Origin of the sequence: Citrobacter sp. wls619 (genome assembly GCF_005281345.1) — a bacterium.
GTDB lineage: Bacteria > Pseudomonadota > Gammaproteobacteria > Enterobacterales > Enterobacteriaceae > Citrobacter.
This window is the reverse complement of the sequence record NZ_SZXJ01000083.1, coordinates 46,858-62,731: the sequence shown is the minus strand read 5'-3', so window position 1 is coordinate 62,731 and position 15,874 is coordinate 46,858. Positions and strand designations below refer to the sequence as shown.

Annotated in this window: 13 protein-coding genes; 10 read left to right on the top strand and 3 right to left on the bottom strand. The window is 45.8% G+C overall.

The window, feature by feature from the left end:
* The 10 genes from flhB (at position 1) to galE (ending at position 12,881) form a co-directional block, all read left to right on the top strand.
* Positions 1 to 1,146 (top strand): flagellar biosynthesis protein FlhB, encoded by a 1,146-nt coding sequence (gene flhB / locus FDX19_RS16705; protein ID WP_137383575.1) that lies wholly within the window; start codon positions 1 to 3, stop codon positions 1,144 to 1,146.
* Positions 1,146 to 3,239, top strand: coding sequence for a flagellar biosynthesis protein FlhA (gene flhA / locus FDX19_RS16700; RefSeq protein WP_137383625.1), 2,094 nt, complete (start codon positions 1,146 to 1,148; stop codon positions 3,237 to 3,239). The genes flhB and flhA overlap by 1 nt, the downstream gene beginning before the upstream one ends.
* Before the next feature lie 20 nt (positions 3,240 to 3,259).
* Positions 3,260 to 3,655, top strand: a complete 396-nt coding sequence (locus FDX19_RS16695) for a flagellar protein FlhE (protein ID WP_137383574.1) — start codon at positions 3,260 to 3,262, stop codon at positions 3,653 to 3,655.
* Positions 3,656 to 3,941: 286 nt separating this feature from the next.
* The gene (locus FDX19_RS16690) at positions 3,942 to 5,435 is read left to right on the top strand and encodes a methyl-accepting chemotaxis protein (protein WP_137383573.1); all 1,494 of its coding nucleotides are present in this window, start codon (positions 3,942 to 3,944) and stop codon (positions 5,433 to 5,435) included.
* A gap of 590 nt (positions 5,436 to 6,025) precedes the next feature.
* Positions 6,026 to 6,964 (top strand): transcriptional regulator MelR, encoded by a 939-nt coding sequence (melR, locus tag FDX19_RS16680; RefSeq protein ID WP_137383572.1) that lies wholly within the window; start codon positions 6,026 to 6,028, stop codon positions 6,962 to 6,964.
* Between the two features lie 194 nt (positions 6,965 to 7,158).
* Positions 7,159 to 8,619, top strand: a complete 1,461-nt coding sequence (gene nhaC / locus FDX19_RS16675; RefSeq protein ID WP_137383571.1) for a Na+/H+ antiporter NhaC — start codon at positions 7,159 to 7,161, stop codon at positions 8,617 to 8,619.
* Positions 8,620 to 8,743: 124 nt separating this feature from the next.
* Positions 8,744 to 9,916, top strand: a complete 1,173-nt coding sequence (locus FDX19_RS16670; RefSeq protein ID WP_137383570.1) for a MalY/PatB family protein — start codon at positions 8,744 to 8,746, stop codon at positions 9,914 to 9,916.
* Positions 9,917 to 10,071: 155 nt separating this feature from the next.
* Positions 10,072 to 10,707, top strand: a complete 636-nt coding sequence (locus tag FDX19_RS16665; RefSeq protein ID WP_005122990.1) for a carbonic anhydrase — start codon at positions 10,072 to 10,074, stop codon at positions 10,705 to 10,707.
* A gap of 153 nt (positions 10,708 to 10,860) precedes the next feature.
* Positions 10,861 to 11,799 carry a hypothetical protein gene (locus tag FDX19_RS16660; protein WP_137383569.1) on the top strand — a complete coding sequence of 313 codons (939 nt, stop codon included), beginning with the start codon at positions 10,861 to 10,863 and terminating at the stop codon, positions 11,797 to 11,799.
* A gap of 65 nt (positions 11,800 to 11,864) precedes the next feature.
* Entirely contained in the window at positions 11,865 to 12,881 is a 1,017-nt protein-coding gene (gene galE / locus FDX19_RS16655) for a UDP-glucose 4-epimerase GalE (RefSeq protein ID WP_121584947.1), read from the top strand.
* A 47-nt stretch (positions 12,882 to 12,928) separates the two neighbouring features.
* Here galE and FDX19_RS16650 read toward each other — a convergent pair whose 3' ends face one another.
* Genes FDX19_RS16650 through FDX19_RS16640 form a run of 3 tightly spaced genes read right to left on the bottom strand, consistent with a single transcriptional unit; the run spans position 12,929 to position 15,874 of the window.
* Entirely contained in the window at positions 12,929 to 14,320 is a 1,392-nt protein-coding gene (locus FDX19_RS16650; RefSeq protein ID WP_137383568.1) for a DUF4832 domain-containing protein, read from the bottom strand.
* 31 nt (positions 14,321 to 14,351) lie between these two features.
* Positions 14,352 to 14,759: a hypothetical protein gene (locus tag FDX19_RS16645; protein WP_101742956.1), complete on the bottom strand. Its 408-nt coding sequence runs from the start codon at positions 14,757 to 14,759 to the stop codon at positions 14,352 to 14,354.
* Between the two features lie 2 nt (positions 14,760 to 14,761).
* Positions 14,762 to 15,874, bottom strand: coding sequence for a glycosyltransferase family 4 protein (locus FDX19_RS16640; RefSeq protein ID WP_137383567.1), 1,113 nt, complete (start codon positions 15,872 to 15,874; stop codon positions 14,762 to 14,764).

Here is a 15,874-nt window from a genome sequence, read left to right as displayed (position 1 = left end):
ATGTCTGAAGAAAGTGAAAACGATAAAACAGAAGATCCAACACCTCACCGAAAACAAAAAGCCAGGGAAGAAGGACAAATCCCGCGTTCTCGCGAATTAACAACATTAATTATGTTGCTTGCAGGCTTGGGGCTTATCTTAACCGGTGGAAGCGATTTGGTTGAAAAATTGGAATTGATTATTAACAAAGGATTAAATTTTGATCCTTTGTTAATCCGCGATCCCGAACATATGCTAAGTCATGCGAAATCACTTTTCAGCATGGCTTTTATGGCGATTTTACCGTTTGTTGGCGGACTATTTATTACTGCCGTAATTGCTCCATCGATAATCGGTGGACTTAACATCAGCGGGAAGGCCATAAAATTTAACTTGAAGAAGCTTAATCCATTAACAGGTGTCAAGCGATTGCTTTCCGGCCAAATGTTATCGGAAATGATAAAAAGCATTCTGAAAGTGATGTTGGCCGCTATTAGTGGCGGTATTTTTTTATATCTTAATAGGTCCAGGTTCGCTCATTTAATGCAAGAATCTGTTCATATGGCAATACGTGATTTCAGCAATCTAATTACAAGTTGTATGCTGCTGGTCATCTTATCTTTAATCCCAATGGTGCTATTCGATGTGATTAATCAACTTTGGAGCAACTATAAAAAACTAAGAATGAGTCGCCAGGAGGTGAAGGATGAATTTAAAAATCAAGAGGGTGACCCGCACATCAAAGGGCGTATCCGCCAGCTACAACGGCAGGTTGCACAGCAACGAATGATGTCTGATGTCCCTACTGCTGATGTAGTGGTGAATAACCCCACACATTATTCAGTCGCATTAAAATATCAAGAAAATAGCATGGGTGCACCGATCGTTGTTGCCTCTGGCTGCGGCCTTGTCGCCTTAAGAATTCGAGAATTAGCTAAAGAAAATCGCGTCCCAATGCTAGAGGCTCCGCCACTTGCGAGAGCACTGTATCGCCACTGTGAACCGGGTCAACCAGTACCTACTGAGCTATATAGCGCAGTAGCCGAAGTACTTGCCTGGGTATATAGCCTGCGTAATTGGAGCAAAGGCCTTGGGTTACGTCCATCCGAACCCAAAAATCTACACGTGCCTTCAGAACTGGACTTTATACAAGAGATTAAAAAATGATGGTTAATATCGCCACAAAATTACGTTTACCCAATATGAAGGAAACTCAATGGCAGGTATTAGCAGGGCCGGTAATGATCATTACGATCCTGGCAATGATGATTCTGCCACTGCCCACTTTTATACTTGATCTGCTATTCACTTTTAACATCGTGCTTTCGATAATGATTCTTTTAGTTGCGATGTTTACACAAAATACTCTTGAGTTTTCTGCGTTCCCAACAGTATTGCTTTTTTCGACATTACTACGTTTGGCACTAAATGTTGCATCAACTCGCGTAATATTAATGTACGGGCATAACGGTTCGGCAGCAGCTGGGCAAGTAGTTGAAGCCTTTGGACATTTCTTGGTAGGTGGCAATTTTGCTATCGGTATTATTGTTTTCATTATACTTGTTATTATAAATTTCATGGTTATCACTAAAGGGGCTGGACGCATTGCGGAGGTTGGTGCGCGCTTTACCCTTGATGGGATGCCAGGAAAACAAATGGCAATAGATGCCGATCTCAACGCAGGCCTTATTGGTGAGGAAGAAGCCAAACGCCGTCGTAAAGAAGTAACACAGGAAGCTGATTTTTATGGCTCGATGGACGGAGCCAGTAAATTCGTGCGTGGTGATGCCATCGCAGGGTTAATGATTATGGCAATCAATATTATCGGCGGTTTGGTTATTGGTGTTATGCAGCATGATCTGACCATCGGTACTGCGGGAGAAACCTACACGCTGTTGACGATAGGCGATGGGCTAGTAGCCCAAATTCCAGCCCTGGTAATATCAACTGCCGCCGGTGTAGTTGTAACACGTGTAGTAAATGAACAAGATGTTGGGGAGCAGATGGTTGGTCAGCTCTTTACCTCTCCGCGTGTGGTCGCCCTTTCAGCTGCCGTGATCGGCCTCTTAGGGCTAATCCCTGGTATGCCAAATATCGTCTTTCTCCTGTTCACTTCCGTGCTTTTAGGATTAGCCTGGTATCTGCGCGGTCGTGAGGAGGATCGAAGTAAAAAGAGTCGTTCGCAACTGCCCCCAGAACGGGATGAAACTCATTTATCTGCTGTTAACGAAGCCACCTGGTCCGACGTCCAGATGGAAGATGTACTGGGACTTGAAGTGGGGTATCGGCTCATACCCATGGTTGACCATGAGCAAAATGGTCAGCTTCTTACCCGTGTCAGAGGCATTCGCAAGAAATTTGCTCAACGGATGGGTTTTCTCCCCCCACCAGTGCATATTCGCGATAACCACGATTTGCAACCAACCCACTATCGTATCCTTCTTAAAGGAGTGGATATCGGACAGGGGGAGGTTCACCCTGATCGCTTAATGGCGATAAACCCTGGCTGTGCTGAAGGAGAAGTACCTGGCACGCCGTGTACAGAACCGACTTTCGGCCTTCCTGCCTTATGGATAGATGAAGTTCATCGTGAACTTGCGCAGACCTTAGGTTATACCGTTGTGGATCCTAGTTCCGTTGTCGCTACACACCTAAGTCACTTAATCAGCACACATACCGACGAACTGTTTGGACGACAGGAAGCCCAGTTGCTTCTGGACCAGCTTACTAAACAATCACCAAAGCTAGTCGAGGATTTAATTCCATCTGTAATTAGCCTAACAACGCTGCATAAAGTACTGCAAAACCTGCTTTCTGAACGGGTTTCAATTCGGGATACGCGTACCATTATTGATACCCTGGCTGAATTCGCAACGACACAAAGCGATGCTGATGAGATGACTACACGCGTACGCGCACGCCTTTCTCGCGCAATAACTCAGCAATGGTTCCCAAGTGGTGAAGAGATTCAGATCATTGGATTGGACATGTCTTTAGAGCAACTACTTATTCAGGCAACACAGAGCGGCAGCGCCATTGAGCCTGGTATTGCTGAAAATCTGATGAAGCAAACCGAAAAAGCGCTACGGCATCAGGAAGCATTGGGTGCCCCACTGGTTTTACTCGTAAATCCAGCATTAAGACTCATGCTCTCACGCTACTTAAGGCGCGTTTACCCGCAGTTGGCTGTACTCTCAAGCCAAGAGATTAATACTCCGCGAAATGTGCGTATGACCTACCTGATTGGTGGTAAAGAGTGACAAAAATAACTCTGGTATTCATGTTGTTACTGCAATCTTCATTGGTTCTGGCCGGTGAATTCTCATGGAGTAGTCAGAGCTTTGGTGGAATGCTAACGCGTGGGGGTCAGGTTTTAAAAAGCAAACAGTTGCAGCCATCTTCTCCTTTCAATGGCAGAGCAATACCTACAAAATTAGTATGGAAAATTATACCAGATGGTCGTATCCCGGCAGATCTGAAGATCAAATTCTGCAGCTTAGATGGCTGTTTAACGCTACCAGACCTTGCGGGTGAAATATCATTTCCCTCCGGCTATTCAGCTTCATGGCCATACAGATTTGAATACGTTTTGATGACCCGGGGAGTAATATCTCCCCCATTAACGATCCTGAGTAACCAGATAACGGTGAATTATGTAGACGCCAAAAACGATTAACTACTTCATTTTATACTAAAACTTTTCCATAACTTTATCTTAATCAACCGGTGGGATATATGTAGTCTTATTACTATATAACTGAAGAGCCACCAGGCATCTAAAAGAAGGATGTAATACACTCAGAAGAGAACATGAAAAACACTTAATAAACAAATCACACATTGTTCTTATTAAAAACATTTGTGAGACATTTTATCATCCAACAGAATGGTTCTTATCACCATTCGGATGATGGTTCTCCGTCGTCCAGCTCATACATTTAAATTAGCAAAGGCAATAACAAATGCGAAACATATCCATCCGCAACATTTTGCTATCTATTAACATTGTTTTCGTGTTAATGTTCTTGATATTCTCAATTTTTTCATTTATTTCTATTGACAAAATATCCGTGAATTATAATGGTTTAATCCAAAGTTTTTATCAAAATAAATCATTAACTGACACAGCAGCAATATTAAAAGAGATTCGTCTTACCACTGAAGCAGATAAGAATGAATTGATTGATAAAGCAAAATCAAGTTTTAGTGTGTTTTTGCAACATGCACCAAAAACTACAGAGTCAGGTGTTAAATTAACACAAGATTTGAAGTCAAGCTTTGAAAAAGAGATACGAGATCTAGAACAAAATAAAACCACACCATTGAGCAATAGCAGCTTTACCCGTTTAGCAGATAATTTTACGGGGTTAATAATGAAGTACGACATTCAAGATGGGACTGACTTCATAATTAATTTTAGCCGAACCAATAATATTTATCTAATGCTATTGGCAACGCTTTTCCTTGGTCTTGTTTTCACTTCACATATTGTTGTGAAGAAACTCATTACAGCCAGAATCAGCGAGGTCAATGTACTGTCGCGTAAAATAGCTTACGGTGATTTAACTGGTAATATTGTTATAGCCAGAAAAGATGAAATTGGGGATCTATTTTCCAATATTAGTGAAATGCAAAAGTTTCTCAAAGAGATTATTTCATCAGTTAAACATGATGTCCAACTCATTGATGAAAGCTCTTATCTAATCGCTGAAGGAAACCAGGATCTTTCTGCTCGGACATCTCAACAAGCCAGTTCACTGCAGCAAACAGCAGCAAGCATGGAGCAAATCAAGATCACCGTTGGAAATAACTCTCAAAATGCACATTCAGCAAATCAGCTTGCGATACTTGCAAAAACAACGGTAACCAAAGGTACCGATGTTATGGCTGAAGCTGTTTCCACCATGGGGGATATAGAAAACTATGCCCGTCAAATTTCTGACATCAGTACCGTTATCAATAGTATCGCTAATCAAACAAATATACTTGCGCTTAACGCTGCTGTGGAAGCCGCCAGGGCAGGAGAACAGGGACGTGGTTTTGCTGTAGTTGCTTCAGAAGTCCGTAACCTGGCCACTCGTAGTGGCAATGCCGCGCAAGAAATTAACGGGCTCATTAATAATGCTGTTACAAGAATTGCGGAAGGGACGGAGCAAGTATCTAATGCTGGTGAAGCAATGAAAGAGATTTCACTCTCTGTTTCACGCGTTAGTGAAATAATGGAAGATATAACAGTAGCTTCGGATGAGCAGCATCTTGGTATTAATCAGATTGCAGCAGCAGTAAACCAGATGGACACCGTTACACTCCAAAATGCATCACTCGTGGATGCGTCGGCTCAAAGTACCAAAAACCTTCATAATTTGGCAAAAAATCTATCTGGTAATACATCAAAATTCACCCTTGAGGCGGATGAAACATCTTCATTTTTGAATAACAAGGAAAGTGGTATTTGAAAACTTAAATTCAAATATTAATATCGACAAAACTTCCATGATGCGTAACCCCGTTCACTTAAGATGTTTTAAGTGAACGGGGGACTGGATTTTTGAGATTTTAACAGTTTTCTTTTGGAGCCATTTTCTTAGAGCGTTTTTTTTATAATACCCGATGGCAGCGACTTATACCCCGTCAAACCACATCTGACAGCATATTGCCTTGCCATGTGATAGCTAAACGTGATCCGGTTTGCCATAGTTTTTACGCTGCGCTGATTGCCTTTGTTACCTGAATTTCCCTTCTGGCGATTACCATGATTGCCACTGTTACCCTTCCCATTACCGTTTCCGGGGTTAGTCAATACCGGTATGGCGTGAATTTGAGCCATTGCTATAACGCCGATTTATGCGCCGCTGCATACCGGGAATACTGATGTAAAGCTCGTCATTCCCGATAACTCAGATCTTCACGTGACAGACAGGCGATCTGAGTTTTTGGGAATAATTTCGCGAAAATGGAGAGAAAACGGTGATTTTTTTCGGTTAAGCTATGTTCATGCTTTGGCGCTACCTCATGGTCAAATTCACTTTTCAGGAACCAACCCGTAATGGCTAAAAGTATTCCGCAGCTGCCGCATGATCCCCATATGTGCCGCAGCTATGAAAAAAAGACTCGTAGCCCACTGGCACTCTATTCAGAGTATCAGCGTATGGATGTCGAGCTGCGGGAGCCGCTGGCCATGACTTACAGTCACTGGCATGGGCAGGTTGAAGTGAATGTGCCATTTGATGGTGATGTTGAGTACCTGTTCAATGACGAAGTGGTACAGAGCAAACAAGGTTTTATCACACTGTTCTGGGCGTGTACCCCTCATCAGCTCACGAATGCCGGGCACTGTAAGCAAATGGCTATCTTCAACTTGCCCATGCATTTATTTTTGTCCTGGCCGCTGGATAGAGAGCTGATTAATCACGTGACGCACGGCCGGGTGATTACCTCGTCGGCATCCCAGCAGTTGAGCGCTTTTGAGGTTCAACGTTGGCAAAATGAGCTCAACAGCGATAACGAACAGATTCGTCAGTTAGCCATTGATGAAATCGCCCTGATGCTCAAGCGGTTTAGCCTCTCAGGCTGGCGGACAGTATTGGGAAACCAAACTGTACGGACCCAGAAGAACAGCATTTCGCGGCATTCACAATTTTACGTCAGCCAGATGCTGGAATTTATTGCCGCCAACTGTGACAAATTGCTGACCGTCGAGGCCATTGCCGATCACGTCAAACTTAATCCTAATTATGCGATGGGTATCTTTCATCGCGTAATGCAACTGACGATGAAACAATATATTACGGCGATGCGCATCAACCATGTACGGGCATTACTCAGCGACACCGATAAAACCATTCTGGATATCGCGATGATTGCGGGTTTTCGCTCCAGCAGTCGATTTTATAGCTCATTTCATAAATACGTCGGTATGCCGCCTCAGCAGTATCGCAAGCTCAGTCAGCAACGCCGAAATCATCCACCTTATGCGGAGGGATAATTGACTATCAAATCTATCTCTTATTTTACTGCTGAAATATGAACATCATAACAGCAGGCCAGAACAGATCGCCTGAAACAGTTAATAAAATAGAGTTCGATCATCAACTCACGTAACTACGCCACTCCGTTATTGATTGGCCTGTAGCAGGTATTTCTTTGGCTTGTTCAACCGTTAACGATTGGGATGGAATTATGGAACAAAATAGCTGTACCTCACACTACAGAAAAAAACTCTCTTTCTTTTGGTCAGTATTACCGATGCTTATCATGCTGGGCGGGATAAGCATCGGATATTTTATATTCAATATTCGCGCTGAACCGATGATCCTGATGGGCACGGCAGCCGCTTCATTTATCGCCATTGCTCATGGCTATACATGGGATGATATTCTGCAATCGATTTGCAATAAAATATCAGAAGCACTGCCAGTCATTCTGATTGTCGCCAGTATCGGTTTTTTGATTGGTTCCTGGATGGTATCAGGTACCATCCCGATGATGATCTATTATGGTTTGAAGTGGATTAACCCCCAGTATTTTTATATTTCAGCCTTTATGCTGGGTGCATTGATTTCAGTGTGTACCGGCACCTCATGGGGTTCCATTGGTACCGTCGGAATTGCCATGATTGGTGTGGCCATTGGCCTTAATGTCTCTCTGCCCATCGCCGCCGGTGCCATTGTTTCAGGTTGCTGGTTTGGCGATAAACTCTCGCCGGTCTCTGATTCAACCAATATGGCGGCACTGGCTGCCGGTGTAAATCTGTACTCCCATATTGGCCATTTGCTGTGGACCACCGGTCCGGGATTCATTATTTGCTGCGTAGTGTATAGCTATATGGGTATGGGCATTGATGCCGCTGCCAGTGCACCAGAAAATATCACCCATTTAATGAACGCTATCGGCCAGATTTATCAGTTCAACCTTCTGTTGTTGCTACCGCCGATTATCGTTTTGTACGGTTCGCTATCGAAAAAACCGCCTATCCCGATGCTGTTTTTGTCCACCATCGTATCAATGATTCTGGCTTTGGTTTTTCAACAATTCAGCGCATCTTCGGTCGGCGAATCCGTGGTTAGCGGCTTTAAGCTCGCGATGCTTACCGGAGATCATATTCCTGTACTGTCATCTGATGTCTCACGCTTATTAGAGCGAGGCGGCGCAATCTCTATGTTCAGCAGCTTTGTGACCGTCTTCAGCGCCTTTAGTTTTGCTGGTGCCATGAGCGCGACAGGCTCCCTGCACACGGTCATTAACGCGCTGACAAAAGGAGTTAAATCAACATTCCGCCTGGTCGCTACCACCATTGTTACGACGTTCACCATCTGCGCCTGTACCGCCAATGGAACCTTACCGTTGTTATTGTGCGGCGATGCCTTTAAAGATGAATACAAAAAACGTGGACTGGCCGCGAAGAACCTTTCGCGAACCACCGAAGATGCCGGAACCGTTGTCGAACCTATTATTCCGTGGTCTGCTTCGGGCGTTTATTGCGCCACTATGCTGGGCGTGACAACGCTTGATTACCTGCCATGGGCAATCCTCTGCTACAGCGGCGTCATCTTTGCATTGCTGTGGGCGGCAACGGGTATCGGTATTGCTAAATATGAACCAAATGAAGCTACAGAGCATATGGTCGAGCAAAAATCATAGGCTAATACGTAGATAAATATTAGCTATCACCAGGGTAAATTTAATATATCAATTAGATATACATAAACATTCTGCGCTTTTTGCGTTGCGTAAACTATTTTCAGAGACTTTCCAGGAGTCAGCAATGTCTTTGTTTGATGATATTGTCACAAGGGATGTTAATTGTCGCAAATACGGACAATTACAACAAATGTACGGTACCAGCGATGTATTACCACTGTGGATTGCGGATATGGATTTTGTTACGCCAGACCCCATCATGAATACGTTACGCACAGTAGTAGAGCAGCCTGTTCAAGGCTATAATCTGGATTATCCGCAATGGAAAGAGTCCGTTATCCAGTGGTACGCACAACAATATAATGCCGAGCTTAAATCGCACTGGCTGCATTTTGTTCCCGGCGTTATAAAAACCATTGTCATGTCCTTGCTGGCACTTACCCGCACGGGAGACAATATATTAACCTGTACCCCAATATATGACCCCTACCCTAACCTGGTGAAAACCAGCGGCAGGCATTTACTCCAGACCCGCCTTATTGAAAAAGACGGTTGCTATGAATTTGACTGGCAAGATTTCAGCGAGAAACTTAAACAGTGCAAAATGTTTCTTTTTCCCTCGCCACATAATCCTGGTGGAATGGTGTGGTCACGGGAAACGCTTGAAAAAATCAGTCACTATTGCCAGCAGGCCGGCGTCATCATTCTCTCCGATGAAGTGCATAGCGATTTAACCCTGCCAGGTAAGCAACACCTGCCCTTTTTTACCCTCGATGACGCAGTAGGAAGTCAGTCAATCGTACTGACCTCTGTTAGCAAGACCTTCAACACGGCGGCGATCCAGGGAGGGATAGCTATTATAAAGAATGATGAACTGCGTCACCGGTTCTATCATTTTCTCGATAACTGTTATCTTGCAGAGACTCACTCACTGCAACAGGCAACGATTTATAGCGCCTATACCCATTGCGGTGACTGGCACCGGGAATTATTGGCTTATCTGGCTGATAATGTAGCATTTGTTAGAAATGAAATCGAAATGCACTGTCCGTTGATCTCAATTGTCTATGGTGGCGCATCCTATCTGCTCTTTCTGAATGCCGAAAAAATGGCGCTTAGCGAGACGCAGCTAAGCGATTTTTTTGTCCATGAAGCCAGACTTGGCCTGTCACCGGGGTCACAATATGGTCCCGGCGGAGAGGGGCACATGCGTCTGAACGTTGGCTGCCCGCGCGCCGTCCTGGTAGAGGCGATGAACAGACTAAAAGCGGCATACCAGAAACGGCAGAACATGTAACGCAGACCGCGACGCTTGCCCTGCTTCGTCAGGGCAACATTGCCCAAAGATAGTGACCGAACTGCTATAAAGTCTTTCCCTTCTGTCGGCTGGTGTTAAACTGGAAAGTGTGATCTTCATCATAACCTGCTTAAACAGAGAAAAGAGACACTGCTATGCAACATATCATTGAGGGCTTCCTCAACTTCCAAAAAGAGATTTTCCCTCAACGTAAGGAACTCTTCCGCAGCCTGGCATCCAGCCAGAATCCTAAAGCGCTTTTCATCTCCTGTTCTGACAGCCGACTGGTGCCAGAGTTAGTGACGCAGCAAGAGCCAGGACAGCTTTTCGTTATCCGTAACGCCGGTAATATCGTACCGTCTTTTGGCCCGGAGCCTGGCGGCGTGTCTGCGACCATTGAGTACGCGGTCGTTGCTTTAGGCGTGACGGATATCGTTATCTGTGGTCACTCCAACTGCGGTGCGATGAAAGCCATCGCAGAAAGCCAACCCCTGGACCCGATGCCTGCTGTCGCCCACTGGTTGCACTATGCCGATGCCGCGAAAGCCGTGGTTGAAAAGAAAACCTGGGCTAACGAAATCGATAAAGTAAATGCCATGGTGGAAGAAAACGTGATTGCCCAGTTGAACAACATTAAAACGCATCCTTGCGTGGCTGTTGGCCTGCGTAACAACGCGATTCGTCTGCACGGCTGGGTCTACGACATCGAAAGCGGAGAAATTCGTACTCTGGATAAGAACAGCAAAACTTACGTTTCGCTGGCCGATAATCCACACGTCCATTTCGAGTAAATCAGTACTGGAGCACGGATGCTCTGGCAATCCTTCCACTACGATTTCTGTTAGTAGACAAACACTCCTCTTGCGACTAGCTTTTAAACTAGCCATCAGTGTGGCCGTCGTGGAACCCGCAATAGATTAAGCGATAAAAAGGAGCAGGTACGCATGCGAACGAAAAATAACAGACTGATTAATATGTTATTTTTTCATGAGTCGTGGGATATTATGATCCTGAAAAATAATGGTTCGCATACCTTTCCCACTAATACGCTGGAAATTCTGAACCGCACCCGAGCCCAACAGCTCAAAAAGAAATATACCTTTCAGGCCGATCCTTTCATTATTGAAAAAGACAATAAAGTTTATGTTTTTTATGAAGCACTAAGCTTTCGTAATTCGCAAGGTATTCTGCGCTGCCGTATCCTTGATGCTAACCTGGTTGAGCTTGAGGATGTGAAACTCGACGGTTTTGATAACCTAAAATGCCATTTATCATTTCCTTTTTTATTTTACAGCAACGATCAGCTTTTCATGATCCCGGAGTCTTCAGAAAGGAAAGAGGTTATCTTATTCCAGTCGATAGAGTTCCCTACGCGCTGGAAACAGGTAAAAGTATTAGTACCTGACCAGGCGCTCACCGATAACGTCGTCGTCTCGTTGCATGAAAATCTTTATCTTTTATCCACCACGATGGAAGATGAGTTAGTTATCCATACAGCCAGTGATGTAACCGGGCCATGGCAAAAAATAATGCCCACGCTTAACCTGTCGAATCAACACCCCCGGGGCGCTGGCGCACCACACTGCGTTGATAATAAACTCTATTTCCTCACTCAGGAATGCACACCAGAGACGTACGGAAAGTCTGTTTATATCAAAGAGCTAATCACGCTTAACGCATCCAGCTTTGATGAGCGTTTGATTGCGCAGATCAATGCCAGCATCAACCAAAGCGAGGGCGTCCACACGCTGAACTTCACCAATAACTATATCGTGTATGACAGTAAGATAAGCAAATTCAGCCTGTTTTCTATACTTAAAAAAATATCTTATAAATGCCGGGTGAAATATCGGAATTTTTACCTTAACCGACGCCACCAATAACGTTTATTTATGCGGTGGCATTAATGAATTAATGATAGTTTGCAAAAAATATATCTGGAGACTGTATGGCAATTTTAGTCACTGGTGGTGCTGGTTATATTGGCTCACATACCGTGCTGACGCTTCTGGAAAGAGGTGATGATGTTGTGGTCATCGATAACCTTTCCAACTCCTCACAAACATCCCTGGACAGGGTTGCGGAACTGACCGGTAAAGCGCCCATCGTTTATATTGCTGATGTGCTGAACAACGATGTTCTGAAAACGATTTTCTCTAACCATAACATCACCGATGTCATTCATTTTGCTGGATTAAAATCAGTTTCAGAATCCATAAAAGAGCCGCTTGCCTACTATGACAATAATGTCACCGGCACGCTGGTTTTACTGCGTGAGATGCTGGCTGCGGGAGTGAAGCACTTTATTTTCAGCTCTTCCGCCACGGTATACGGCAACCCGGAAAGCGTTCCATTAAGTGAACAATCGCCAACCGGTGGTACCACCAATCCGTATGGCACATCAAAATTCATGGTCGAGCAAATTCTGGCAGACTTTTCCCGCGCACAGCCCGATTTCCGAATCACCTGCCTACGCTACTTTAACCCAGTCGGCGCGCATCCATCGGGCAGGATTGGCGAAGATCCGAATGGTATCCCCAACAATCTGGTACCGTATATTTCTCAGGTGGCGATTGGCAAGCTGGAAAGCGTGTCGGTCTATGGAAATGACTATCCAACCCCCGACGGCACCGGTGTGCGTGATTACATCCATGTGATGGATCTGGCAACTGGCCATTTAGCGGCACTGGATTGCCAGGAAAAAGGGGCGGCATACAAAGTCTTCAATCTCGGTACCGGTATCGGGTATTCCGTACTTAACCTGATTGCAGCCTTCGAGAAAGCGGCGCAAACCCGCATTAATTATAAGATTGTGGCCAGAAGGCCCGGGGATATTGCCGAGTGTTGGTCAGACCCGTCGTTAGCACGAAAAGAGCTGGGATGGCAGGCCATCTACACCCTGGATGAAATGATACGCGACACCTGGAACTGGCAAAAAAACAATCCGGATGGCTATCACGTTTAATTTTCAACGATAAGGAGCCTGATGGCCAGGCTCCTTACTACGGCAGGCTATTTCACCGTTACCGCAGAGACACGATACCAACCGTTGCTCTGCTTCCCTTCATTGGCAAAGTTAATTCTTGCCGCACCGGATTTATCCACAATCGCCGTTTCAAGAGCATATTTCCCTTTTGGCAGCGTCCCGGGCATCGGCATCGGGTAACTCAGTGGGTGCTCTCCGGGCAGCCAGTGACGTATATCTTCCGGGACATTCCCTTGTGCCACCACCTTATTGGCCTCATCAACCAGACGAAATGCCAGCGTGTAGGGCAGGTAAATCGGCGCGTTACCCTCATTATACCAGGTGCTTGTCAGGGTGAGTTCTTGTCCACCTTCCCAGACTGACTCGTGGCTCAGAGATGCCAAGCGAAACCGATAACCCAGTTTTGTCAGCGCCTCGTCGACAATCGGACGATACTCACGGGGCACGGTTCTCGATTTCAGGTTAATCGTACTGGTATGTTGCTGCACCGCCCAGTCAAAAATCCCCTGCACTTCCTCTCGCGTATAGTGAAAGATATTTTTCCAGTCCTGCATATACGAGCAGATCTCAAAGCTCACTGGCGCATGTTTCCAGGCATCGTTAAATCCTGAATCGCTTTTCTGTGCAGCCTGCAGCCGTTGCGGATAATCATCCGCCATATGATTCCAGGAAGCAGAAAACACGCGGAGATCGCCCAGGCAGTCCGCACGCCAACCCGCCCCGCGCGCGACCGCATTCGCCAGACTTTGCCCACCACTCATCAGCATAATTTTTGGCGTGTTGGGGAAAGCAGAGAAATGCATCGCCACATAGCGATCTAACTGCGCCGTGGTGTAGCGCTCCAGCAATGGCTTCAGCATCGGGAAGTTGCTGTTATGCCACTCTCCCCACGACCCCACCATGCCAATATCCACGAAAGCCAGGTTCTCGTTACCATCATAGCGTTTACCCATTGCGTTCAGCAGGCGCTGGCTATATTCAATAAATAGGGGATCGTCTAAATCAGGGATAAAGGTTTTTTTGTCCGGCGTCCAGGTTCCCTTTACGCCTTTTTTAATCAACCAGTCGGGAATTTGTGAACCGGTTTCCGGCTCAGCAAGCGCCATAAAGCGCAGTCCGACGTTCATCGCCGGTCGATGCGCCGCGGCATACCTGAAGGCGTCATCAACCAGTGCAAAATTGTACTGGCCTTCGACAGGCTCAAGGTCACGCCAGTAAAAGCGCTCATATTCAAAGCCGGTGTCGGGATAATCCGCCAGTCCAAGCGTTTCACCGTATCCCTGATGAAAACTGGCGACCCCGATACCTGGGTTTGTCAGTGGACCCGTCAATGCTTTGGGGGTTACGGTCGTTAAGGCGGCCAGTACCGTCAGCGGACAGAACAGACACAACAGCGCAGAAAACCATTTACACTTCATCGCAGTGACGCCCTCCACAGGTTTGTTAACACTAGCGGTCTTTCAGGCTTAACCACCAGTCCCAAATACCCACGTGAAAATGTTGGAACACATCAATACCCAATGCGGATTTGATCATATATAGCGTCAGTAATACGCAGCAGGTGACAAACAACGTGCCTAGCAGCAGCAAAAAAGTGAGCAGCATGGTCGATAAGGTCGACTCCTGACGATGCCGCTGACGTAAGTCTCTGCCGAATAAAAAAACCAGATAAAAGCGTTTACCGAAAAATGGAAAACTTCTGCGGATATCGATTCGATGTCTTGATGCCAGAGTGCTGGCGACGATCGCTTTCTCGATCCCGTCTTTTTGTTCCGGAGTCAGTCCCTCCGAAATATGCTCATCAAGTTGCGCATAAAATCGTTCGATGACGGGGGGGCGATTCTGAGGACTGGTCAAAATTAACCTACATCTTTATCAATTGAGTGATAGACATTGACTGTTTTTCTGGCAATTTCCTGCCAGTCGTAATTTTGCAAATAGACACGATAGTCCACGCTATTTGCGCTGGCCCAGGCGGTTAATTTCTCAGCAAGACTGGACAATGAGCCGACCCGAAAATAGGCCTCAGACGGCAACTGCACTTCCAAATTTGCGGGAATATCGCTCACCACCGCCGGGAGGGAATACGACATCGCCTCCAGAAGCGCAATCGGTAGCCCTTCATGGTAGGAAGGCATAACGAACAGCCTGGCCTGCGAAAACACCGCCTGAAGTTCATCTCCCCTTAAAAATCCGGTCATCACCACGCCAGGGGTATCAGCGGCAAGTTGCTTGAGCCGAATACTGTATTCCGTTGGGTGATCGGCATCACCAATGAGCACTAGCGGCTGTTGCAAACCACTTTGTTTGTACGCGGAGATGGCATCATGCATCCCCTTTTCCTCCACAAACCGTCCGACCACCACGAAATAGTTTTTCGCCTCGAGCCCAAAGCGGGAAAGCGTGGCATGAAGGGTTTGCTCTGACAACGGACGGGGCTTATTGACGCCGTTGAAAATCAAATGCGCATCATAGCGAGCATGTTTTTTCTGAATCAGTTGGTTAATGACCTCAGAAATCACTATCACCTCATTGGCATATCTCACCGCCCAGCGTTCACCCAGCAGCAATATTTTTTTGGCGACAAATCCCCATTTTTGACGATCGTAATCAGGCCCGTGGTGGGTAAAAACCACCTTCTTGCCTAACACGCGTAATAATGGGATCACCAAACCCGGCCCTATAGCGTGGACATGCACAATATCAGAACCGTCGACACAGGTTCTAAACGCCGCTAAAACAGAATGCACAATCGCTTCCAGTGACCGTTTTTTGGGTGCCCACAGTGCATAGGTCTCAACTTTCTTATAAGAAGATCGTTTGTAGCTAACATACGGCGAGCGGGCGATAACACAAATATCAACGTCAAACTGTTGTTTAATCGCCGGATAAAGATTCTGGCAGTGGGTTTCCACACCGCCCAATACATCCGGAATACCACGGGTACCAAAAACCGTTATTTTTTTACTCAT

Excerpts from the sequence above, each read along its gene's own strand:
- FDX19_RS16660 (WP_137383569.1), top strand. The coding sequence starts at position 10,861 with ATGCGAACGAAAAATAACAGACTGATTAATATGTTATTTTTTCATGAG.
- melR (WP_137383572.1), top strand. The coding sequence starts at position 6,026 with ATGGCTAAAAGTATTCCGCAGCTGCCGCATGATCCCCATATGTGCCGC.
- nhaC (WP_137383571.1), top strand. The coding sequence starts at position 7,159 with ATGGAACAAAATAGCTGTACCTCACACTACAGAAAAAAACTCTCTTTC.
- FDX19_RS16640 (WP_137383567.1), bottom strand. The coding sequence starts at position 15,874 with ATGAGTAAAAAAATAACGGTTTTTGGTACCCGTGGTATTCCGGATGTA.
- flhA (WP_137383625.1), top strand. The coding sequence starts at position 1,146 with ATGGTTAATATCGCCACAAAATTACGTTTACCCAATATGAAGGAAACT.
- flhB (WP_137383575.1), top strand. The coding sequence starts at position 1 with ATGTCTGAAGAAAGTGAAAACGATAAAACAGAAGATCCAACACCTCAC.
- galE (WP_121584947.1), top strand. The coding sequence starts at position 11,865 with ATGGCAATTTTAGTCACTGGTGGTGCTGGTTATATTGGCTCACATACC.
- FDX19_RS16650 (WP_137383568.1), bottom strand. The coding sequence starts at position 14,320 with ATGAAGTGTAAATGGTTTTCTGCGCTGTTGTGTCTGTTCTGTCCGCTG.
- FDX19_RS16690 (WP_137383573.1), top strand. The coding sequence starts at position 3,942 with ATGCGAAACATATCCATCCGCAACATTTTGCTATCTATTAACATTGTT.
- FDX19_RS16695 (WP_137383574.1), top strand. The coding sequence starts at position 3,260 with ATGTTGTTACTGCAATCTTCATTGGTTCTGGCCGGTGAATTCTCATGG.
- FDX19_RS16670 (WP_137383570.1), top strand. The coding sequence starts at position 8,744 with ATGTCTTTGTTTGATGATATTGTCACAAGGGATGTTAATTGTCGCAAA.
- FDX19_RS16665 (WP_005122990.1), top strand. The coding sequence starts at position 10,072 with ATGCAACATATCATTGAGGGCTTCCTCAACTTCCAAAAAGAGATTTTC.